Here is a 20,319-nt window from a genome sequence, read left to right as displayed (position 1 = left end):
CCGGGGTCACGGTCGCGCGCATAATAGAAGGCGGGACCTCCGCGTCGCAATCTTGAAACCCGCCTGCCGCATGTCGGGCCTGCGTTATGTGCCGCCGCACCGACTGGAAATGCCCTGCGAGGCGTGTTATAGCAGCCCCGACCGGACGCGAAGACGCGTTTGCCGGGCGTGAATGCGTGCGTGGACCTGACGACCGATGATGGCCGCTCCGCAAACCCGCCGGCGACCGTGGCGTGCCGGACCGGCCAAGAGATCGACTCGTTTCCGCAGCCGCCTCTTAAGATTAACGGGAGCTACCGGGTATGCCGCATCGTCCGACGCCGCTGGTCGCCGGGAACTGGAAGATGAACATGCTGGTGGCCGATGGCCGTGCGCTTGCGGCCGAAGTTGCCGCGGGCGCAGACGGTCTGGCTGCCGAGTTTGCCGTCTGCCCGCCCGCCGCGCTGCTGCCCGTCGTGGGTGAGGCCATCCGCGGCTCGCGCGTTGCTCTGGGTGGCCAGGACTGCCATGCGAAGGCGTCCGGCGCCCATACCGGTGACCATGCCGCCGTCCTGCTCAAGGATGTCGGCTGCACCTATGTTATCGTCGGTCATTCGGAGCGGCGCCAGGATCATGGCGAAACCGATGCCGTGGTGGCTGCGAAAGCGGAAGCGGCGGCAGCCGCAGGGCTCGTTCCGATCATCTGCGTCGGGGAGACTCTGGAGCAGTATAAGGCCGGCCAGGGCGTGGCCGTGGTGGAGGCGCAGGTCGACGGTTCCGTCCCTGCTTCCGCCTCGGCCGACCGTCTGGTCGTGGCCTATGAGCCGGTCTGGGCGATCGGCTCGGGTCTCGTGCCCACCACTGACGACATCCGTGCGGTGCATGGTGCGATCCGTGCACGTCTGGCGGCGCGCTTCGGCGATGCCGCCCAGGGCATCCGCATCCTCTATGGCGGTTCGGTGAAGCCCGGCAACGCGGCCGAGATTCTGGGCGTCGACGATGTCGACGGTGCCCTGGTCGGCGGTGCCAGTCTCAAGGCCGCAGACTTCCTGGCAATCGGGGCGGCGGCGCCGGCCCGCTGAGGCGGCGGCTCCCCCCTGACGAAACCCGTGCGGTCCGGCAGAACTCCGGGCCTCGCGACCACACTTTCGAGAACGGACCACACGCCCCATGGAAAGTGTTCTGCTGGTCATCCACCTGCTGCTGGCGATCGCGCTGATCATCACGATTCTTCTGCAGCGCAGCGAAGGCGGTGCGCTCGGCATCGGCGGTGGCGGTGGCGGCGGCGGGCTGATGTCGGTGCGCGGCCAGGCCAATCTGCTGACCCGCGCGACCGCCGTGCTGGCCACGCTGTTCATCCTGACCAGCCTGGGCCTCGCCATCCTCGGCGGCACTCATAACCGGGGTGGCTCGGTCCTCGACCGCATCGACACCACTGCGCCCGCAGGTCCGGCAGCGCCGATCACCCCGGCGACGCCGACCGCGCCCGTGGCGCCGGCCGCGCCCGCTGAAACGCCGGCCGCGCCTGCGGCACCGGCGCCGTCGGGCGACACGGTGACGCCGCCTTCGGCACCGGCCGCCCCGGCCGCCAACTGACGACACTGCTTCGGGCCCCGCGCCGCTTCGGCCGCGGGGCTCGGAGCTTGATGGACCGGGCCCGTCGGGGCAGGTCCGCTCAAGGACTTCGAGGACGGGCCGGTGTGTCGATCGCCGGCCGGGCCGCGCTTTAGGAGCGTGGCCTTCGCCCGTTGATCGACGTCCGGCGCGCCCCCGCGCCAAAGACCAGGACGAGCTTCTCCCATGACGCGTTTCATCTTCATCACCGGCGGCGTGGTTTCCTCGCTGGGCAAGGGTCTGGGCTCGGCGGCGCTGGGCGCGCTGCTGCAGGCCCGCGGCTACCGTGTCCGCCTTCGCAAGCTCGACCCCTATCTCAACGTCGATCCGGGCACCATGAGCCCGTATCAGCACGGCGAGGTCTTCGTCACCGATGACGGCGCCGAAACCGATCTCGATCTCGGCCATTACGAGCGTTTCACCGGCGTCGCTGCCCGGCGCAACGACAACGTGACCTCAGGTCGGATTTATTCCGAGGTGATTGCGCGCGAACGCCGGGGCGATTATCTGGGCGGCACCGTGCAGGTGATCCCGCACGTCACCGACTGCATCAAGGAATTCATCCTGGCCGATGCTGAGGCGCACGACTTTGTGCTCTGCGAAATCGGTGGCACGGTCGGTGACATTGAAAGCCTGCCCTTCATGGAGAGCATCCGTCAGCTCGGTAACGAGCTGGGCCCCGAGCGGGCGGTGTTCATCCATGTGACGCTGGTGCCCTATATCAAGGCGGCCGGCGAGCTGAAGACCAAGCCGACCCAGCATTCGGTGAAGGAGCTTCGCGGCATCGGTATCCAGCCGAACATCCTGCTGGTGCGCTGCGACCGCGAAATCCCTGCCTCCGATCGCCGCAAGATCGCGCAGTTCTGCAATGTGCGCGAAGAGGCGGTGGTGCCGGCCTACGACGTCGAGACCATCTACGAGGTCCCGATCCGTTATCACGAGCACGGGCTCGACACCCAGGTGCTCAAGTCTTTCGGCATCACCGGCGCGCCACGGCCCGACCTTTCGGGCTGGGAACGGGTGGTCGACCGGATCAAGCGGCCCGAGGGCGAAGTGACCATTGCGGTCGTCGGCAAGTATGTCGAGCTGATGGACGCCTACAAGTCGCTCAACGAAGCGCTGACCCATGGTGGCATCGCCAACAACGTCAAGGTCCGCCTGAAGTGGATCGATGCGCAGGTGTTCGAGCGTGACGACGCCATGCTGCATCTGGAAGGTGTGCACGGCATTCTGGTCCCCGGCGGCTTCGGCGAGCGCGGCGCCGAGGGCAAGATCGCGGCGGTCACCTTCGCGCGGCAGCGGCGTATTCCCTATTTCGGCATCTGCTTCGGCATGCAGATGGCGGTGATTGAGATTGCCCGCCATCTGGCTGACCTGCCGAAGGCGTCCTCGACGGAGTTCGGTCCGACCGAGGAACCGGTGGTGGGTCTTCTGACCGAATGGTCGCGGGGTGACGGCTCGACCGAAACCCGTAGCGCGGGCGGTGATCTGGGCGGCACGATGCGTCTCGGCGCCTATGACTGCACCCTGTTGCCGGGCAGCCGTGCCGCCGCCATCTATGGCAATGCGGATCGGATCGCCGAGCGGCACCGCCATCGGTGGGAAGTGAACGTCAACTACCGTGACCGGCTGGAGGCAGCGGGCCTGCGCTTCTCGGGCCTCTCTCCCGATGGTGTGCTGCCCGAGATCGTGGAACTGCCGGATCATCCCTGGTTCGTCGGTGTTCAGTTCCATCCTGAGCTGAAGTCGCGTCCCTTCGAGCCGCATCCGCTGTTCGTGTCCTTCGTTCGTGCGGCGATGGAGCAGTCGCGGCTCGTCTGACCGACACATTCCCCTCCTGCGGACATCCCATGGAAGGCCCGAGATGACCGAGACCCAGAACGGTATGCGTCGCGTGCGCGTCGGCGCGCTCGAGATCGCCAATGACCGGCCGCTGGTGCTGATCGCCGGCCCCTGCGTGCTGGAGAGCCGGGCCCATGCGCTTGAGGTCTCGGCGGCGCTGAAGGAGATGTCGGAAAAGCTCGGCATCGGTCTGATCTACAAGACCTCCTTCGACAAGGCCAACCGCACCTCGGCCAGTGCCGAGCGCGGCCTCGGCCTTGAAGACGCGCTGCCGATCTTCGCCGAGATCCGCGAGACAACCGGCCTGCCGGTGCTCACCGACGTGCATCTGCCCGAACAGTGTGCCATCGCCGCCGAGGCGGTGGATGTGCTGCAGATCCCGGCCTTCCTGTGCCGCCAGACCGATCTTCTGGTCGCGGCGGCAAAGACCGGCCGGGTGGTCAATGTCAAGAAGGGCCAGTTCCTGGCGCCCTGGGACATGACCAATGTGGTCGCCAAGCTGGATGCCGCCGGCAATCCCAATGTGATGCTGACCGAGCGCGGGGTCAGCTTCGGCTACAACACCCTGGTGACCGATTATCGCGGCCTGCCGATCATGGCCCGCACCGGCTGCCCGGTGGTGTTCGATGCCACCCATTCGGTCCAGCAGCCGGGCGGCCTGGGCGGGCGCAGCGGCGGGCAGCGGGAATTCGTGCCCGTGCTGGCGCGTGCGGCGGCGGCGGTCGGCGTGGCGGCGATTTTCGCCGAGACCCATCCCGACCCCGACAAGGCGCCGAGCGACGGCCCGAACATGGTACCTCTGAAGGCGCTGCCCGATATGGTCGCCGACTGGATGGTTTTCGATGCGGCCGCCAAGGCCCGTCCGCTGGCCGTCTGATCTTTTGCCGCCCCGACACCTGATCGTCACGGGCGGCGTTCATTCTCGTCCTGCCTACCTTCTGTCGACAGCCTGCTGTCCTCGACAGTCTGCCCCGGCCCCTTGCCCTGAACGGAGAGCGAGACATCCCATGACTGCCATCGTCGATATTCGTGCCCGCGAGATCCTCGACAGCCGCGGCAACCCGACCGTCGAGGTCGATGTCGAGCTGGAAAGCGGTGCGATCGGCCGTGCCGCCGTGCCGAGCGGCGCCTCCACCGGCAGCCGCGAAGCGGTCGAGAAGCGCGACGGCGACACGGCCCGTTATCTGGGCAAGGGCGTCGAGCAGGCCGTCGAAGCCGTGATGGGCGAGATTTCGGACGAACTGATCGGCTATGACGGCGAGGACCAGATCGGTATCGATCAGGCGCTGATCGAGCTGGACGGCACCGAGAACAAGTCGCGCCTGGGCGCCAACGCGATCCTGGGCGTCAGCCTGGCCGTTGCCCGGGCCGCGGCGGAAGAGGCCGGCTGGCCGCTCTTCCGCTATGTCGGTGGCGTCATGGCGCATACTCTGCCGGTCCCGATGATGAACATCATCAACGGCGGTGCCCATGCCGACAACCCGATCGACATCCAGGAATTCATGATCATGCCGGTGGCCGCGGACAGCATCGCCGATGCCATCCGTACGGGCGCCGAAGTGTTCCACCACCTGAAGAAGCAGCTGTCGGCGGCCGGCCACAACACCAATGTCGGCGACGAGGGCGGCTTCGCCCCCAATCTTGGCAGCAATGCCGAGGCCATCGACTTCATCATGAAGGCGATCGAGTCTGCCGGCTACACTCCGGGTGAGGATGTGGTGCTGGCGCTCGACGCGGCCTCGTCCGAATTCTTCAAGGACGGCAAGTATCATCTCGACGGCGAAGGCCGGGTGCTCGGCGCCGACGACATGGTCCGTTTCTACGAGGATCTGGTCGCGCGCTACCCGATCGTGTCGATCGAGGACGGCATGGCCGAGCAGGATTGGGACGGCTGGGCAGCACTGACCCGGGCCATCGGCGGCAAGGTCCAGCTGGTCGGCGACGACCTGTTCGTGACCAACCCGCAGATCCTGGCCGAGGGCATCGAGAAGGGCCTTGCGAACTCGATCCTGATCAAGGTCAACCAGATCGGTACCCTGACCGAGACGCTGCGTGCGGTCGATATGGCCCATCGTGCCGGCTACACGGCGGTGATGTCGCATCGCTCGGGCGAGACCGAGGACACCACCATCGCCGATCTGGCGGTTGCCACCAATTGCGGCCAGATCAAGACCGGCTCGCTGTCGCGCTCGGATCGTCTGGCGAAGTACAACCAGCTTATCCGTATCGAGGAAATCCTGGGTGACACCGGCTATTACGCCGGTCGCGGGGCGCTGAAGGCCCTCGCGCGCCGCTGATCGTCGGCGATCAGGACCTGTCTGGAGGCCCGTTCGGAGTGATCCGGACGGGCCTTCGCCGTCTTCGGGCGCAGGCCGGGGCCCGGCAGGGGGTAAGTGCCAGCGCAACCATGCCGCCGGGCGGCAGCAGAAGCACGAGAAGTGGCAGCTCGCCCGATGTCAGCGGCATCCTGGCCGGCGATGCCGGCGCCGATGCTGCCAGCGAAGAGGCCGGCCCGGCCCCGCGCCGTCATCTGACGACCGAAGAAGGTGACACCGGTGGCATCATCGGCTCGATCCTGGTCCAGCATTTCCGGTGGCAGCGGCGACGGTATCAGTCTCTCAGGATGCGAACCTGCGGCCGATATGACGTCACCGGCCCGTCAAGCACGACGGTATAGGTGGCGATCCAGGCCGGCGTGCCATCCACGCGGGCAAGCGGCATGATCAGCCACTCTGCCATGCGCCACTCTCCATCCGGCCAGGTTGCGCGATCGACGCCCCAGATGAGGGTGCCCTCATCAATCGCACGATCATAGGCGCGCAGGATGTCGGCGCAGCGATGGCCGTACCAGATACCGTCGACGAGATGGCCGGTGGCATCGCGTTTGGCCAGGGCGACGATGACGCTGCCGACATAGCGGTGCAGGAAGGCGCCATCGGCCATGCGCTCGATGATCAGAAGGCTGGGGAGAACCCTTGGCATATCGACCAGCAGATCGAAATCCCGTCTGAGCGGTATCGGGCGTCCCATGCGCCGTGATCGCCAATAGGCGATCAGCGCCTGGATCCGTGGATCTGGGGCGTGGGGGCCTCGGCCATCGAAGCTGGTATCTGCGGATCTCTGGGTCATGATCCGATCATCGGCTGGCCCGGGCCCCGGGGCAAGTATCCCATGCTGTCGCACTGCGGCATCGATAGACATCCTCCCTGCCGACAACCGTGTTATGATTAGGGAGTTCGTCGTTATCGCTCATACGATCAAGGGATTCTCTGCCGTGGCCGGCCTGAAAACCATCATCGAACGACGGATGCCCCGGCTCTATGCCCGGTTGATAGACTTCCGCGACCGTATGGCCCCGGATTACGGCGAGAAGGAACTGGAGCTGGTGCCGATTCTGGCCGAGGCGGATGCCGATGCCTATGACATCGGCGCCAATTACGGCGCCTATACGGCGCCCATGCTGCAGACCGCCGGACGCGTCGTGGCCTTCGAGCCGAATCCGACCATGAGCAAGGTGCTGAAAGCCCGCTTCGCCCGGGATTTTCGCGAGGGGCGGCTGGTGCTCATGCCGATGGCGCTCGGTGATGCCGAGGGAGAAGCGGTGTTGCATGTGCCCGAGGCCGGATCCGGCCTCGCCTCAATGAAGGAGGAGGCCGTGCGAAGCGTCAGTACGCCGGGCATGCTGCACATTGCCGTCGCTGTCCGGCGGCTTGACGATCTCAAGGCAGATATCGGCCGCGGTCGACGCGTGGGATTCGTCAAGATCGACGTGGAGGGCTTCGAGGGCACGGCACTTCGCGGAGCCATCGAGACTCTGAAGGCGAATCGGCCCACCCTGCTGATTGAGGCCGAAGAGCGCCATACCCCGGGCACCCTGGCGGAGCTTCAGGCATTGCTGGGGCCGATCGGCTATCGCGGCCTCTATCTGCTTGACGGTCGTCTGCATGATATGGCGGGTTTTGATATCGCCCGGCTTCAGGATTGCTCGGCCCTGAATGCAGAAGGAACCCGCCGGCTGCCGGACAGGGTCTATGTCAACAACTTCATTTTCGTCGCACGGCCGGAGCCCCTGGCCCGGCTGGAGGCGGCTTACGGTCCGGTGATCTCCGCCTGATCCCGTTGGTTCCGGCTCCCTCCCTGTATGGAACAGGTCTGCTCAGGGCAGCGGGGCGTCACATCCGTCGCGCGCAAAGCCTTCACAGACAGCCCGTATCGTGGTGCTGTCGCTGGGGATAGCAGCATGCGGGCCCGAGGGTGGTGTACCCAGCTGCCGCAAACCCATCACACTGGCCTACTCCCTGCTCCCTGCTCCCCAGGCGTGGTGCGTGCCTTGACGGCATCGGCGAACACAAGACCCGCAACCGGCGCCTGTAGCCCGGTTGCGGTGAGATCCAGTCCGCCCTCCGTCGCTGCGACTCGTGGTCGAGTACTCGGGCGCTGACCTGCTGCCTGAAGACGACCATCGTGACCAGCTTGGCCAGATAGAGCGCCACACAGAGCAGCCACGGCGAAACGGGTAGCGACAGGCTGTCTTCACACCGGGTGAACTCGCCACGGTGACGGCGCTTCTCGTCTATCTGCGAGGGGTCTGGTCGACCCAGGCCGCAATGGGGCCGCGCACGACGCTCCAGCCGAACGACCACGTCCCGGTGCCCGGCCGTGGTGGCGTCGTCCGGTTCTGATCCGTATCAGGCAGCGGCCTCGGCTCTGGCCGCTGCGACATCCAGCGGCGCCGCGGACGACACGCCGAGACGATCATCCAGCCCGCCCAGGTCCAGCAGGCGGGCGATCAGGGCGTCGACTCCGGCGCCACTCTTCATGTTGGTGAACAGGAAGGGGCGGCGGCCGCGCATGCGGGCGGCATCCCGCTCCATGATCCCGAGATCGGCGCCGACCAGGGGGGCCAGATCGACCTTGTTGATCACCAGCAGATCCGAGCGGGTGATGCCGGGGCCGCCCTTGCGCGGGATCTTCTCGCCTGCCGCCACGTCGATCACATAGATCGTGATGTCGGCAAGTTCGGGCGAGAAAGTGGCCGACAGATTGTCGCCGCCGCTTTCAACGAAGATGAGTTCGAGATCGGGAAAGCGTATGCTCATCTCGGCCACGGCCGCGAGGTTGATCGAGGCATCTTCCCGGATGGCGGTATGCGGGCATCCGCCCGTTTCCACCCCCATGATCCGCTCCGGCGCCAGGGCGCCGGCCCGGGTCAGGATCTGCGCGTCCTCCTGGGTGTAGATGTCGTTGGTGATCGCCGCGATCCGATAGCTGTCGCGCAGCCTGCGGCAGAGCACTTCGAGAAGGGCGGTCTTGCCGGAGCCGACGGGGCCACCGACGCCGATGCGCAACGGCCGGGAGCTGCCCTGAGGGGTGAGCGGGATGGGCGCGGGGGCGAGCGTCGTCATGAGCGGAACAGCCTGGAATAAAGGGTTTCGTGTCTGAGAGCGGCAATGTCGGCGAGGATCGCAGCCCCACCCGGAGCGGCCTCGGGGCCGGCGCGGGCCGCAGCGGCCACCGCACCGATCACGGGACCCAGCGCTGCCAGCACCCGCTGGCCATCGGTCTGTCCCAGTGGCACCAGCCGGACCCCGGCGGAGACGAGATTGGCGGCGAAAGCGTGAACGAAGGCTTCGATCAGCATGTCTTCGGGCAGACCTGCCCATCCGCCGCAGGCGCCCGCGGCGATCGGCAGGGTGGCCGGTACTTCTGCGGCGTCGAGCCGTGCCGCCAAGTCCGCGGCTTCGTTCAGCGCCCAGCCACGCGCCACGGCTTCCAGAAATGACCGACCCTGCTGTCGCGCTTCCAATGCCCGCTCGCCGGCAGGCGTCAGGGCTGAGGAGACGATCGCGGTCTCGACGAGCCCGGCCATGTCACCCGCCTGTGCCTGGCGGGCTGCACGCACGGCGAAGCCGGCATCGGTCCGCCCGGCCCCGAAACGCAGGACGCCACCGATCCAGCCGGCCAGGGTCTCTGCCGTGCCGACTGTGCCATCCTCGATCGCCTGTTCCAGCCCATGGCTGTAGCTGAAGGCCCCGATGGGGAAGCTGGGGCTGGTCCAGGCAAGCAGCCGGTGCAGAGCCCGTGGGCCTGCCGCCACTAAGGGGGCCTCCGGGCCACCCGGCCAGCCATACAGCAGAACCTGTCCTTCGGTGGTCATGGCAGGATCAGTGGTGATGGGCGTGATCGGCATAGGCACCGGGTTCAGGCTCGAAGGTGTCCGCGGCGGGCAGGATCCGCAAACCCAGGGCGGCGGCGATACGGCGGACCAGCGGCTCATCCGCCGTGCGGATCCGCCAGCCGTCGACCACCTGCGCCGGCCGATGGCGGTTGCCGATCTGCCAGGCGGCGCGGGCCGTGTCGGCACCTGTGCCGCCAACCAGATCGACGGCTGTGGTCACCTTCGTGGCATGGCCGTGGTCGTGATGCCCATGCCCGTGATCATGGCTGTGGCCGGGATCTTCACCCGCGGCCATCCCGGCGGCGCCCAGTATTGGTTCGGGATCAAAGGGTGCTACCGTTTCCGTCAGATGTGCGCCCAGGCGGCCGAGCAGATCGCGTGCGACCAGGTCCCGGGAGATGAGCAGTCGCGGCGTTACGACGTGGGTGGTCACAGCAAGCGGAACATGCCGGTTGCCCAGGTGCCAGGCGATGCGGACGAGATCTCGACGGTCCGCCGTTTCGGCCTCGATCACCGCCTCTGGCGCAGCCCGGACCACGACATGGCCGCCCTGATCCAGCATCAGCCGGTCGCCATCCGCCAACCTTACGGCCTCGCGCAGATCCAGAAGGAAAGCGCGGCCGTCATCGGTGGCAAGCCGGATCCGCCGGCGATGACGGTCGGCATGCGGCAGGGTGATGGTGCCCCAGGCGGCATCGGATCCCAGAACCGGCAAAGCGGCGGTCACCACCTGCACGGCCCTGGGCATGACCGACTGAGGGACCTCCGGAATCAGGGGCGTGATCTTCTCGACGGCGGCGGCAGTGGCGGAAAGCTGGGTCATCTTCATGGGAACCGGTCTCCTGCGTGGCGACGCGATGCGGCTGTCGCATGCGGATCGTGCATCGGGACGGGGGGTTTGATCGGTGATCTTTCGGTGTATCTCCCTGTAAATTCTGTGTCAGAAGAGGAAGTAGCGCTGGGCCAGCGGCAGCACCTCTGCCGGCTCGCAAACCAGGACCTCGCCATCGGCGCGGACTTCGTAGGTTTCGGGGTCGATTTCGATCACCGGGCAGGCGTCGTTGAGCGCCATCTGCGCCTTGGTGACCGTCCGGGTGCCACGCACGGCCGAGAGCTGCCGGCCACCTGCAATCGCGCCGAGACGGCCTGAGGCGAGGGCGGCACCAGAGACGAAGGTCAGGCAGGATGCCGTGCGCGCAGTGCCCATCGCCCCGAACATCGGCCGGTATATCACCGGCTGCGGCGTCGGGATCGAGGCGTTGGGATCGCCCATCGCCGCATAGGCGATGCTGCCGGATTTGAGCACGATGTCCGGCTTCACGCCGAAGAACATCGGCTTCCAGAGTACCAGATCGGCCAGCTTGCCGACCTCGACCGATCCGACCTCGGCATCGATCCCGTGCGCGCGGGCCGGATTGATCGTGTATTTGGCGACATAGCGACGGGCGCGGAGATTGTCGTTGTCACCGGTCTCGCCTGACAGCCTGCCGCGCTGGCGGCGCATCTTGTCGGCAGTCTGCCAGGTCCGGATGATCACCTCGCCCACCCGGCCCATGGCCTGGCTGTCCGACGAGATCATCGAGATGGCTCCCAGGTCATGGAGAATGTCCTCCGCCGCGATGGTCTCGCGACGGATGCGGCTTTCGGCGAAGGCGACATCTTCCGGGATCGAGGGGTCGAGGTGATGGCACACCATCAGCATGTCGAGATGCTCGTCGATGGTGTTCACCGTATAGGGTCGGGTGGGGTTGGTGGAGGAGGGCAGCACATTGGCGAGCCCTGCCACCTTCATGATGTCGGGCGCGTGGCCGCCGCCGGCGCCTTCGGTGTGATAGGCGTGGATGGTGCGGCCGGCGAAGGCGGCGATGGTCCGTTCCACGAAGCCACTCTCGTTGAGCGTGTCTGTGTGGATGGCCACCTGCACGTCCATCAGGTCGGCGACGGTCAGGCAGGTGTCGATCGCCTTGGGCGTGGTGCCCCAGTCTTCGTGCAGCTTCAGGCCGCAGGCGCCACCTTCGATCTGCTCCATCAGGCTTTCCGGCCGGCTGGCATTGCCCTTGCCGAGGAAACCGACATTGACCGGCAGGTCTGCGGCTGCCTGGATCATGCGCATCATGTGCCAGGGGCCGGGCGTGACCGTGGTCGCGAAGGTGCCCTCTGCAGGGCCGGTGCCGCCGCCGATCATGGTTGTCACACCGCTTGCGATTGCGTCGATCGCCTGCTGGGGTGCGATGAAGTGGATATGCGCGTCGATGCCGCCGGCTGTCAGGATTCGTCCCTCGCCGGCGATGATCTCGGTGCCGGGGCCGATGACGATGTCGACGCCGGGCTGGATGTCGGGATTGCCCGCCTTGCCGATCGCGGCAATCCGGCCGCTGCGCAGGGCGACATCCGCCTTGATGATACCGGTATGGTCGAGAATCAGGGCATTGGTGATGACGGTGTCGGCGGCACCATCGGCACGGGTGCGCTGCGACTGGCCCATACCGTCGCGGATCACCTTGCCGCCGCCGAACTTGACCTCCTCGCCATAGATTGTCCGGTCTTCCTCGACCTCGATCACCAGTTCGGTGTCGGCCAGGCGCACCCGGTCGCCCACGGTCGGACCGTAGGTGGCGGCATAAGAAACGCGATCGATCTCGTAGGCCATGTGTTCAGCCCTCCCCGCCCTTGGGCGCTGCGGCGCCAAGCGCGCCCGACACCTTGCCGTCGAAACCATGCACCACGCGGTCACCCTGATAGGCGACCAGGCGCACGCTGCGGGTCTGACCGGGCTCGAAGCGGACTGCCGAGCCGGCGGGAACGTCGAGCCGCATGCCCCAGGCTGCGGCACGATCGAAAACGAGGCCGGTATTGGTCTCGTAGAAATGATAGTGCGACCCGACCTGCACCGGCCGGTCACCGGTATTGGCAACCTCGATCTCTACGGTCGGGCGGCCGGCATTGAGGGTGATCACACCGGCGGCAGGGATGATCGCACCGGGGGCCAGACCCTCGGCATCGGGCGAAAACGGCGCGTCCGCGGAAGAGAGGGGCAGGGTGGTCTCGGTCATCCTGATGCCCTCAGCGGATCGGGTTGTGGACGGTGACCAGCTTGGTCCCGTCGGGGAAGGTCGCTTCGACCTGGATCTGCTCGATCATCTCGGGAATGCCGGGCATCACCTCGTCGCGGGTGAGTACCCGGCCGCCGGCCGCCATCAGATCAGCGACGCTGCGGCCGTCGCGGGCGCCTTCGACCACGAAATCGGTGATCAGCGCAATTGCTTCCGGATAGTTGAGCTTCACGCCGCGGGCACGGCGCTTACGCGCCACCTCTGCCGCCATGGCGATCAGCAGTTTTTCCGTTTCCCGAGGGCTCAGATGCATGCGGCGGACGCTCCCTGGCCATTCCCTGTATCGTTCAACCTGTCGCCTCTGACGGGCGGGTTTCGGTTCAGCCGCGGCGGATGCGCGGTAAACGCGGTGGATGATGAAGAAGTTCCGATCGCGCCACCACCCACAGCCGATCGAAGACCCGTTTCAGACGGGCGGCATCTCTCCCCGCCATCCGCACCACCAGACACCCGTCGACCAGACCGATCCCCACCACGGGGCGGGTCAGAGCATCCGGATCCGCAACAGACCCTGCCGAATTCGATGCATGTTTCGTGCCGAAAGCCGGTTCCGGACCTTCGGCTGCCTCCAGCTCCTGCCGCAGCCGGTCGCGGAGCGCCTGGCGTGCGGCTTCGTCGGAACTGCCGATCCCGCAGAATCCTGCGATTGCGGTCATGCCGCCCAGCGCCGACGGGCTGGTGAGGGCCGCAGCGAAATCCTCCTCGGCAATATCGAAGGCATCGGCGAGCAGAAGCCTTCCTGCACGCTCGACTGCCCAGGCATCGCGCAATCGGGCACGCATGACGCTCTCGCCATGGGCAGTCCGCCCCAGCACGAGCATCTCGCCGAACAGCGCATGAGAGGTGTGATCGGCAAGCACCAGCCGGGTGCGGCGCTCGAAACGCGCCTGATCGTAGATGATCGTTTCCTGCGGCAGCCACTCGAAGCTGGCGCCGCTGCCGATCCGGAACAGGTTGTCGATGGTCGAGACCGGGCCGGTGGTGCGATAGACCCGCTCTGCCGCCTGCGGCATCAGCAGCAGCCGGGCGCCGTCCTGGACCGTCACGTCGAGGCCCAGCCGGTCGCCGCCGACGATGCCGCCGGAGGTGCTGGTGACCACCACCATCGGTGGCTCACCAGGCTCGGCATGGGGGAAGAGCGCCCGATAGGGCACCTGCTGGACAAGGTCGCGCAGGCCACGCCTGGCCGTGGGGGCGGGGCCCATCACCAGGGTCAAACGGCCGTGATCCAGGGCGGCGCGCCGGGCACGAGCCGCATCGTCTTTGGGAATCTGCACCTTCGGGGGCTACCGGTATCAGACGGTGAGGTGGCGACGGATGTCGTCGTCGAGGGCCGCCCCGTCTCCGGCGGCGATGACCTCACCGCGATCCAGCACGATGAAGCGATCCGCAAGCTCCTGGGCGAAATCGAAATACTGCTCCACGAGCACCACTGCAAGCCCCCGTTCCCGGGCGAGAAGCCGGATCACCCGGCCGATATCCTTGATGATCGAGGGCTGGATGCCCTCGGTCGGCTCGTCCAGGACCAACAGTTTTGGCGCAGTGACGAGCGCGCGGCCGATGGCGAGCTGCTGCTGCTGTCCGCCCGACAGGTCGCCACCCCGCCGGCCGAGCATGGATTTGAGCACGGGGAAGAGCGCGAAGATGTCGTCGGGGATCTTCCGCTCCAGCTTGCGCGGCCGGGCGGCGAGGCCGGTGCGCAGGTTCTCTTCCACCGTCAGCAGGGGAAACACCTCGCGGCCCTGCGGCACGAAACCGATGCCGGATCGGGCCCGGTCATAGGGCGCGCGGCCGGCGAGATCGGCGCCATCCAGCTTGATGCTGCCGGCCGAGGGTTTCAGATGACCGGTGATGGCACGCATCAGCGTGGTCTTGCCGACGCCGTTGCGTCCGAGCACGCAGGTGATCTCGCCAGCGCGCGCCTCGATCGAGACGCCCTTGAGCGCCTGGGCCGAACCGTAATGCACATCCAGCGCATGAACGTCGAGCATGGGGGCGAGCCTCCGTCAGCGGCCGAGATAGACGTCCACGACCCGCTGGTCGGCCTGGACATGGTCGAGAGAGCCTTCGGCGAGCACCGAGCCTTCGTGCAGTACGGTCACCTTGCAGTCCAGATCACGCACGAAGCCCATATCGTGTTCGACCACGATTACCGCATGAGACTGCGCCAGGCGCTTCAGCAGCACGGCGGTCTGCGAGGTCTCGGCATCGGTCATGCCGGCCGCCGGCTCGTCGACCAGCAGCACCCGCGGTTGCTGCATCAGCAGCATGCCGATTTCCAGCCATTGTTTCTGGCCATGACTGAGCCGGCCTGCGGGCTCGTGAGCGCGATGGGCGAGGGCGATGTCTTCCAGAACCGCCTCGATTCGCGCCGCCTTCTCGGCCGTTCGCCGGAATTTGAGCGCGGCGAACGGGCTGCGGTCGCCGGCAAGGGCGAGTTCCAGATTGTCGACCACCGTGTGGGTTTCGAAGACGCTGGGTTTCTGGAACTTGCGGCCGATGCCGAGGGTTGCGATGCGCGCCTCGTCGAGTCTGGTGAGGTCGATCGAGCCGTCGAGCAGGACCTTGCCCTTGTCCGGCCGGGTCTTGCCGGTCATCACGTCCATCATGGTGGTCTTGCCGGCGCCGTTGGGGCCGATCACGGCGCGTAGCTCGCCATGATCGACCACCAGCGACAGTTCGTTCAGCGCCCGGAAGCCGTCGAAGCTGACGGTCACGCCGTCGAGATAGAGAGCGCTGCCTCTGGGATTGCGGGTACCGTCGGGCGCGGTGCCGGTATCGGCCAGCAGGTCGGCGGTGTGCACGGTCATCCGCGATCCTCCGTGACGGCAGGGGAAGCACTCTCGCGACGGCGGCCGAAGGAGGGGAAGGCAGGCAGTCTGCCCACCAGCCCCTTGGGCAGGAACAGTGTCACCGCAATGAAGAGCGCTCCGAGCGCGAAGAGCCAGAATTCGGGCAGGGCGCCGGTGAACCAGGTCTTGGCCCAATTGACCGTGATGCCGCCGAGGGCGGCGCCCCAGAGCGTGCCGCGGCCGCCGACCGCCACCCAGATCACGGCCTCGATCGAGTTGGCAGGTGCAAACTCGCCCGGATTGATGATGCCGACCTGGGGGACATAGAGCGCGCCGGCGATGCCGGCCAGCATGGCCGAGAGGACGAAGACGAAGAGCTTGTAGTGCTCCACCCGGTAACCCAGGAAGCGCACCCGGCTTTCGGCGTCGCGGATCGAGACCAGCACCTTGCCGAGCTTCGATGTGACGACGATGCGCGAGAGCGCATAGGCGCCGACCAGGGCGATGGCGGTGGCGGAATAGAGTGCCACCCGCATCTCGGGTGCCTGAAGGCTGTAGCCGAACAGGTCCTTGAAGTCGGTGAGGCCGTTATTGCCGCCGAAGCCCATGTCGTTGCGGAAGAAGGCGAGCAGCAGGGCGTAGGTCATGGCCTGGGTGATGATCGACAGATAGACGCCGGTCACCCGTGAGCGGAAGCACAGCCAGCCGAGCACGAAGGCGAGCAGGCCGGGGACGACCAGCGCCATCAGGATCGCAAACCATGCCATGTCGAAGCCGTACCAGTACCAGGGCAGTTCCTGCCAGTTCAGGAAGACCATGAAATCGGGCAGGATCGGGTTGCCATAGACGCCGCGCGGGCCGATCTCGCGCATCAGATGCATGCCCATGGCATAGCCGCCGAGGGCGAAGAAGGCGCCGTGTCCCAGACTGAGGATGCCGCAATAGCCCCAGACCAGGTCGAGGGCGAGTGCGAGCAGCGCGTAGCAGAGATACTTCCCGAACAGCGATACCATGTAGGACGGGATCGCCAGCGGATGCTCCGCGGGCAGCACCAGGGCCGAGATCGGCATCAGCACGGCCGAGGCTGCGATGAGCCCCATGAAGATCAGCCCGCCGCGATCGCCGAGCAGGGCCAGCAGGATCGGCCTGCGCGGGCCGCGCGCCAGCCCGCGCAAGGCCTGACGGGGAGCGGTGGTGGGTTCGGTGGTCGATGCCATGGGTCAGGCCTCCACCGCGCGGCCCTTGAGCGCGAACAGACCGCGCGGCCGCTTCTGGATGAACAGGATGATCGCGATCAGCACCAGGATCTTGGCGAGCACCGCACCGGCGAAGGGTTCCAGCAGCTTGTTCACCACACCCAGGGCGAAACCGCCGATCAGTGTGCCCCAGAGCGTGCCGACACCGCCGAACACCACCACCATGAAGCTGTCGATGATGTAGCCCTGGCCGAGATTGGGGCTGACATTGTCGATCTGGCTGAGCGCCACGCCGGCAATGCCGGCGATACCGGAACCGAGCGCGAAGGTCAGCGCGTCGATCCGGCCGGTGCGGATGCCCATGGACGAGGCCATGGCGCGGTTCTGGGTGACGGCGCGGACATGCAGGCCGAGGGAGGTCTTGCGCAGCAGCAGGGCGACGCCCGCCACTACGACCAGGGAGAAGGCCAGGATCCAGAGCCGGTTATAGGTCAGCGTGATACCGCCGGCGATCTCGAAGGCGCCGCTCATCCAGTCGGGGCTGGAGACCTCCCGGTTGGTGGGCCCGAAGACTGACCGTACCGCCTGCTGAATGATCAGGCTGAGCCCCCAGGTCGCAAGCAGGGTTTCGAGCGGCCGACCGTAGAGCCAGCGGATCACGCTGCGCTCGATCGCGAAGCCCGCGGCCCCCGACACCAGAAAGGCCGCGGGCAGGGCGATCAGCAGCGAGACCGGCATCAGGGCCGGTGCGGCGGCTGCGATGCCCTGCTGAACCAGAAAGGTCGTATAGGCGCCGAGCATGACCATCTCGCCATGGGCCATGTTGATCACGCCCATCACGCCGAAGGTGATGGCAAGACCGGTGGCGGCAAGGACGAGCACGGAGCCGAGGCTCAGCCCCTGATAGACGTTGCCGACCAGGGCCCACATTTCGAGCTTGGCTTCCACGGCGGCGAGCGCATCGATCGCGGCGCCCTTGACCGCCTGGGCGGCATCCGGCGGCAGACCTTCGGGCGTGCCGTCGGCGATCCGGCCGAGCAGGCTGCGGACCTGCGGATCCGCATAGTCGCCGAGAGTTTCGATCGCCTGGAGCCGCTCTTCCGGGTTTTCGGCATAAAAGGCCTGCACGGCGGCCAGTGCTTTGGTCAGCGCTTCGCGGGCCCGGCCGTTGGTCTCGGTCTCGATGGCTTGCGTGAGCAGTGGCAGGGCAGCGGCGTCCGGAGTCTTGACCAGCCCGTCTGCGGCAGCAATCCGGCGTTCCGGCCTTTTGGCCCTGAGGTCGATCAGGCCCATCGCAGCGCGGGCTTCGACCCGCACACGGTTGTTGACCCGGATCCGATCGACCTGGCCGGCCTCCGCTTTGCCGAGATCCTCGCCGGTTACCGGATCACGCATGCTGGCGTCGCTGGCACGACCTTCCAGAATCACCAGACTGCCGTCGCTGCGCCGGCCGAGGCTGCCGGATTGAAGGGCGTCGATCGCACGGGCTGCACGGGCATCACCGGTGGCGGCCAGGGCGCGGATAAGCGCAAGTGCGCCGTCGAAGCCGCTGCCCTCGGTTGCGAGTGCTGCGCGCAGCTGTGCATCTTCTTCCGCCGTGGGGGCGTCGTCAGCGGTTTGCGCGACGGCCATGCCTACGGGTGAGAAAGTGGATGGGCCGGTGGCGAACGGCAGGATCAGCAGCACCGCGGCCAGCGCGAGCGCGCGCAGCAGCGTGGCGGGGCCGCCGGCGGGCCGGCGGGGAGATATCGCTTGTCCGGGCATCGGGCTCGTCTTCTGCGACCGCGTCAGGATGCTGCCGGCGAACTCACCGGCCGACCCGGGGCGGCATTGGCAGGGTGGGGCTTCGGCCTGCGTGATGCTCCGACGGCGGGAGAGCGTACCGCGGCCGCAGACAGGCTGCCGAAGCCCCGTCCTCCGCGATCGGGCGGCACGGGCCACCGTCCGATCGGTGAAGACTTTCCGTGAAGGTTGCTGCCCCACCGGGCCACGGGCGGCGTGGCCCGGTGGGGCAGCCGTGATGTCAGCGCATCACTTGTATTTGGGCGTTTCGCAGTTGCCGCAGACCCAGGGATAGGTCCAGTCGGCCGTCAGCTTGGCGCTTTCCGGGATGTAGTCGGACCAGGCGTCGCCCACGATGGGCCCGTCGGTCTTCCACACCGTCGAGAACTGGCCGTCACCCTGGATCTCGCCGATCAGCACCGGCTTCGACAGGTGGTGGTTGACGTTCATCACGGCCGTGGTGCCGGTCAGCGACGGCACCGTCTGGCCGTACATGGCCTGACGCACGGCGTCCACATCCGTGGTGCCGGCCTGCAGAACGGCCTGCGTCCACATCTTGAAGCCGATATAGGTCGCCTCCATCGGGTCGTTGACGACGCGCTTGTCGCTCTTGATGAAGGCGTGCCACTTCTTGATGAACTCGGCGTTTTCGGGCGTGTCGACCGACATGAAATAGTTCCAGGCAGCCAGATGGCCGACCAGCGGGCCGGTGTCGAGGCCGGCCAGTTCTTCCTCGCCCACCGAGAAGGCAACCACCGGAATGTCGGCGGCATCGATGCCCTGGTTGGCCAGTTCTTTGTAGAACGGCACGTTGGCATCGCCGTTGATGGTGGAGACCACGGCGGTCTTCTTGCCGGCGCTGGCGAACTTCTTCACGTCAGAGACGATGGTCTGCCAGTCGCTGTGGCCGAAGGGCGTATAGCTCTCCATGATATCGCCATCCGAGACACCCTTGGAGTTCAGGAAAGCCCGCAGGATCTTGTTGGTCGTGCGCGGGTAGACATAGTCGGTGCCGAGCAGAACCCAGCGCTTGGCCGCCCCGCCATCCTCGCTCATCAGGTATTCGACGGCCGGGATGGCCTGCTGGTTGGGGGCGGCACCGGTATAGAAGACGTTGCGCGAGCTTTCCTCCCCCTCGTACTGCACAGGATAGAACAGCAGGCTGTCCAGTTCTTCGAATACAGGCAGGACGGACTTGCGCGACACCGACGTCCAGCAACCGAAGACGACGTCCACCTTGTCCTTTTCGATCAGTTCGCGGGCCTTCTCGGCGAACAGCGGCCAGTTCGACGCCGGATCGACGACGACCGCTTCAAGCGGCCGGCCAAGCAGGCCGCCGCTCTTGTTCACCTCGTCCACCAGCATCAGCACGGTGTCCTTGAGGGTGGTCTCGCTGATCGCCATGGTGCCCGACAGCGAGTGCAGCACGCCCACCTTGATGGGTTCTGCGGCAGTGGCGGTGCTGACGGCGGCTGCGGCGAGAATGGCGCCGCTGGCGATGGTGCGGACGATGAGTTTCATAGACGGCCTCCGGTAGGGCGCGTTGTTCCGATCCATGGACAAATTCAGCAAGAAGCGGACCAAACATGCCCAAGTAGGAGATCTTGTTCCTCATGTCCGCAGGGCTCCGCGATTCTCTCCGGGGAAGATTACGTAGGTGGCGACAGGCGCGCAGGTGTCCGAACGGTGTTGGGTTCGCTCAAAAAACCGTCAGATGACATGGCATGGTTAAAATTTAGCCATATTTGTGACGGGTCGCGCAGGCAAGGAGCGCGCGGCGCCCGGGCAACAGGGAATGACAAATATCTGTCGGGGTGCAGTGC

Annotated in this window: 19 protein-coding genes; 6 read left to right on the top strand and 13 right to left on the bottom strand. The window is 66.6% G+C overall.

Annotated features, from left to right (window positions below):
- Positions 1–302: 302 nt before the first annotated feature.
- The 5 genes from tpiA to eno all read left to right on the top strand — a co-directional run bounded on the left by tpiA (position 303) and on the right by eno (position 5,732).
- Positions 303–1,061 (top strand): triose-phosphate isomerase, encoded by a 759-nt coding sequence (tpiA, locus tag P7L68_RS16590; RefSeq protein WP_372006724.1) that lies wholly within the window; start codon positions 303–305, stop codon positions 1,059–1,061.
- An 88-nt stretch (positions 1,062–1,149) separates the two neighbouring features.
- Entirely contained in the window at positions 1,150–1,575 is a 426-nt protein-coding gene (secG, locus tag P7L68_RS16585; protein ID WP_372006723.1) for a preprotein translocase subunit SecG, read from the top strand.
- Positions 1,576–1,779: 204 nt separating this feature from the next.
- Positions 1,780–3,414, top strand: coding sequence for a CTP synthase (locus P7L68_RS16580; RefSeq protein ID WP_372006722.1), 1,635 nt, complete (start codon positions 1,780–1,782; stop codon positions 3,412–3,414).
- A gap of 43 nt (positions 3,415–3,457) precedes the next feature.
- A complete protein-coding gene (gene kdsA / locus P7L68_RS16575; protein ID WP_372006721.1) occupies positions 3,458–4,312 on the top strand; it encodes a 3-deoxy-8-phosphooctulonate synthase in 855 nt (284 codons plus the stop codon).
- A 130-nt stretch (positions 4,313–4,442) separates the two neighbouring features.
- On the top strand, positions 4,443–5,732 hold the full coding sequence (gene eno / locus P7L68_RS16570) for a phosphopyruvate hydratase (RefSeq protein ID WP_372006720.1): 1,290 nt from the start codon (positions 4,443–4,445) through the stop codon (positions 5,730–5,732).
- Between the two features lie 313 nt (positions 5,733–6,045).
- On the opposite strand, the gene P7L68_RS16565 is transcribed toward eno, so the two are convergent.
- The gene (locus P7L68_RS16565; RefSeq protein WP_372006719.1) at positions 6,046–6,564 is read right to left on the bottom strand and encodes a PAS domain-containing protein; all 519 of its coding nucleotides are present in this window, start codon (positions 6,562–6,564) and stop codon (positions 6,046–6,048) included.
- Here P7L68_RS16565 and P7L68_RS16560 point away from each other — a divergent pair.
- A complete protein-coding gene (locus P7L68_RS16560) occupies positions 6,563–7,549 on the top strand; it encodes an FkbM family methyltransferase (protein WP_372006718.1) in 987 nt (328 codons plus the stop codon). The two genes, P7L68_RS16565 and P7L68_RS16560, sit on opposite strands and share 2 nt — an antisense overlap.
- Before the next feature lie 574 nt (positions 7,550–8,123).
- Here P7L68_RS16560 and ureG read toward each other — a convergent pair.
- From ureG to urtA, 12 genes are all read right to left on the bottom strand, one after another.
- Positions 8,124–8,840, bottom strand: coding sequence for an urease accessory protein UreG (gene ureG, locus P7L68_RS16555; RefSeq protein ID WP_372006717.1), 717 nt, complete (start codon positions 8,838–8,840; stop codon positions 8,124–8,126).
- Positions 8,837–9,592 carry an urease accessory protein UreF gene (locus P7L68_RS16550; RefSeq protein WP_372006716.1) on the bottom strand — a complete coding sequence of 252 codons (756 nt, stop codon included), beginning with the start codon at positions 9,590–9,592 and terminating at the stop codon, positions 8,837–8,839. Before P7L68_RS16550 ends, ureG begins: the two co-directional genes overlap by 4 nt.
- 7 nt (positions 9,593–9,599) lie before the next feature.
- Complete coding sequence (locus P7L68_RS16545; protein WP_372006715.1) at positions 9,600–10,442, bottom strand: hypothetical protein; 843 nt, start codon at positions 10,440–10,442, stop codon at positions 9,600–9,602.
- A 111-nt stretch (positions 10,443–10,553) separates the two neighbouring features.
- Entirely contained in the window at positions 10,554–12,263 is a 1,710-nt protein-coding gene (locus tag P7L68_RS16540) for an urease subunit alpha (RefSeq protein WP_372006714.1), read from the bottom strand.
- 4 nt (positions 12,264–12,267) lie between these two features.
- A complete protein-coding gene (locus P7L68_RS16535; RefSeq protein ID WP_372006862.1) occupies positions 12,268–12,603 on the bottom strand; it encodes an urease subunit beta in 336 nt (111 codons plus the stop codon).
- Positions 12,604–12,676: 73 nt separating this feature from the next.
- A complete protein-coding gene (locus P7L68_RS16530) occupies positions 12,677–12,979 on the bottom strand; it encodes an urease subunit gamma (protein ID WP_372006713.1) in 303 nt (100 codons plus the stop codon).
- 67 nt (positions 12,980–13,046) lie between these two features.
- On the bottom strand, positions 13,047–14,003 hold the full coding sequence (locus P7L68_RS16525) for an urease accessory protein UreD (RefSeq protein WP_372006712.1): 957 nt from the start codon (positions 14,001–14,003) through the stop codon (positions 13,047–13,049).
- Between the two features lie 18 nt (positions 14,004–14,021).
- Positions 14,022–14,717, bottom strand: a complete 696-nt coding sequence (urtE, locus tag P7L68_RS16520) for an urea ABC transporter ATP-binding subunit UrtE (protein WP_372006711.1) — start codon at positions 14,715–14,717, stop codon at positions 14,022–14,024.
- 15 nt (positions 14,718–14,732) lie between these two features.
- Positions 14,733–15,536, bottom strand: coding sequence for an urea ABC transporter ATP-binding protein UrtD (urtD, locus tag P7L68_RS16515; RefSeq protein WP_372006710.1), 804 nt, complete (start codon positions 15,534–15,536; stop codon positions 14,733–14,735).
- Complete coding sequence (gene urtC / locus P7L68_RS16510; protein ID WP_372006861.1) at positions 15,533–16,618, bottom strand: urea ABC transporter permease subunit UrtC; 1,086 nt, start codon at positions 16,616–16,618, stop codon at positions 15,533–15,535. Before urtC ends, urtD begins: the two co-directional genes overlap by 4 nt.
- A 120-nt stretch (positions 16,619–16,738) precedes the next feature.
- Positions 16,739–18,478 carry an urea ABC transporter permease subunit UrtB gene (gene urtB, locus P7L68_RS16505; protein WP_372006709.1) on the bottom strand — a complete coding sequence of 580 codons (1,740 nt, stop codon included), beginning with the start codon at positions 18,476–18,478 and terminating at the stop codon, positions 16,739–16,741.
- Positions 18,479–18,745: 267 nt separating this feature from the next.
- Positions 18,746–20,017, bottom strand: coding sequence for an urea ABC transporter substrate-binding protein (gene urtA, locus P7L68_RS16500; RefSeq protein WP_372006708.1), 1,272 nt, complete (start codon positions 20,015–20,017; stop codon positions 18,746–18,748).
- Between the last annotated feature and the right edge of the window lie 302 nt (positions 20,018–20,319).

Source organism: Tistrella mobilis, assembly GCF_041468085.1.
GTDB lineage: Bacteria > Pseudomonadota > Alphaproteobacteria > Tistrellales > Tistrellaceae > Tistrella > Tistrella mobilis_A.
The sequence above is the reverse complement of the archived record's forward strand: the minus strand, read 5'-3'. Positions and strand labels throughout refer to the sequence as shown.

Excerpts from the sequence above, each read along its gene's own strand:
- P7L68_RS16560 (WP_372006718.1), top strand. The coding sequence starts at position 6,563 with ATGATCCGATCATCGGCTGGCCCGGGCCCCGGGGCAAGTATCCCATGC.
- secG (WP_372006723.1), top strand. The coding sequence starts at position 1,150 with ATGGAAAGTGTTCTGCTGGTCATCCACCTGCTGCTGGCGATCGCGCTG.
- eno (WP_372006720.1), top strand. The coding sequence starts at position 4,443 with ATGACTGCCATCGTCGATATTCGTGCCCGCGAGATCCTCGACAGCCGC.
- P7L68_RS16580 (WP_372006722.1), top strand. The coding sequence starts at position 1,780 with ATGACGCGTTTCATCTTCATCACCGGCGGCGTGGTTTCCTCGCTGGGC.
- kdsA (WP_372006721.1), top strand. The coding sequence starts at position 3,458 with ATGACCGAGACCCAGAACGGTATGCGTCGCGTGCGCGTCGGCGCGCTC.
- tpiA (WP_372006724.1), top strand. The coding sequence starts at position 303 with ATGCCGCATCGTCCGACGCCGCTGGTCGCCGGGAACTGGAAGATGAAC.
- P7L68_RS16530 (WP_372006713.1), bottom strand. The coding sequence starts at position 12,979 with ATGCATCTGAGCCCTCGGGAAACGGAAAAACTGCTGATCGCCATGGCG.
- urtB (WP_372006709.1), bottom strand. The coding sequence starts at position 18,478 with ATGCCCGGACAAGCGATATCTCCCCGCCGGCCCGCCGGCGGCCCCGCC.
- urtA (WP_372006708.1), bottom strand. The coding sequence starts at position 20,017 with ATGAAACTCATCGTCCGCACCATCGCCAGCGGCGCCATTCTCGCCGCA.
- P7L68_RS16545 (WP_372006715.1), bottom strand. The coding sequence starts at position 10,442 with ATGAAGATGACCCAGCTTTCCGCCACTGCCGCCGCCGTCGAGAAGATC.
- urtD (WP_372006710.1), bottom strand. The coding sequence starts at position 15,536 with ATGACCGTGCACACCGCCGACCTGCTGGCCGATACCGGCACCGCGCCC.
- P7L68_RS16540 (WP_372006714.1), bottom strand. The coding sequence starts at position 12,263 with ATGGCCTACGAGATCGATCGCGTTTCTTATGCCGCCACCTACGGTCCG.
- urtE (WP_372006711.1), bottom strand. The coding sequence starts at position 14,717 with ATGCTCGACGTTCATGCGCTGGATGTGCATTACGGTTCGGCCCAGGCG.
- P7L68_RS16550 (WP_372006716.1), bottom strand. The coding sequence starts at position 9,592 with ATGACCACCGAAGGACAGGTTCTGCTGTATGGCTGGCCGGGTGGCCCG.
- P7L68_RS16565 (WP_372006719.1), bottom strand. The coding sequence starts at position 6,564 with ATGACCCAGAGATCCGCAGATACCAGCTTCGATGGCCGAGGCCCCCAC.
- urtC (WP_372006861.1), bottom strand. The coding sequence starts at position 16,618 with ATGGGGCTCATCGCAGCCTCGGCCGTGCTGATGCCGATCTCGGCCCTG.
- ureG (WP_372006717.1), bottom strand. The coding sequence starts at position 8,840 with ATGACGACGCTCGCCCCCGCGCCCATCCCGCTCACCCCTCAGGGCAGC.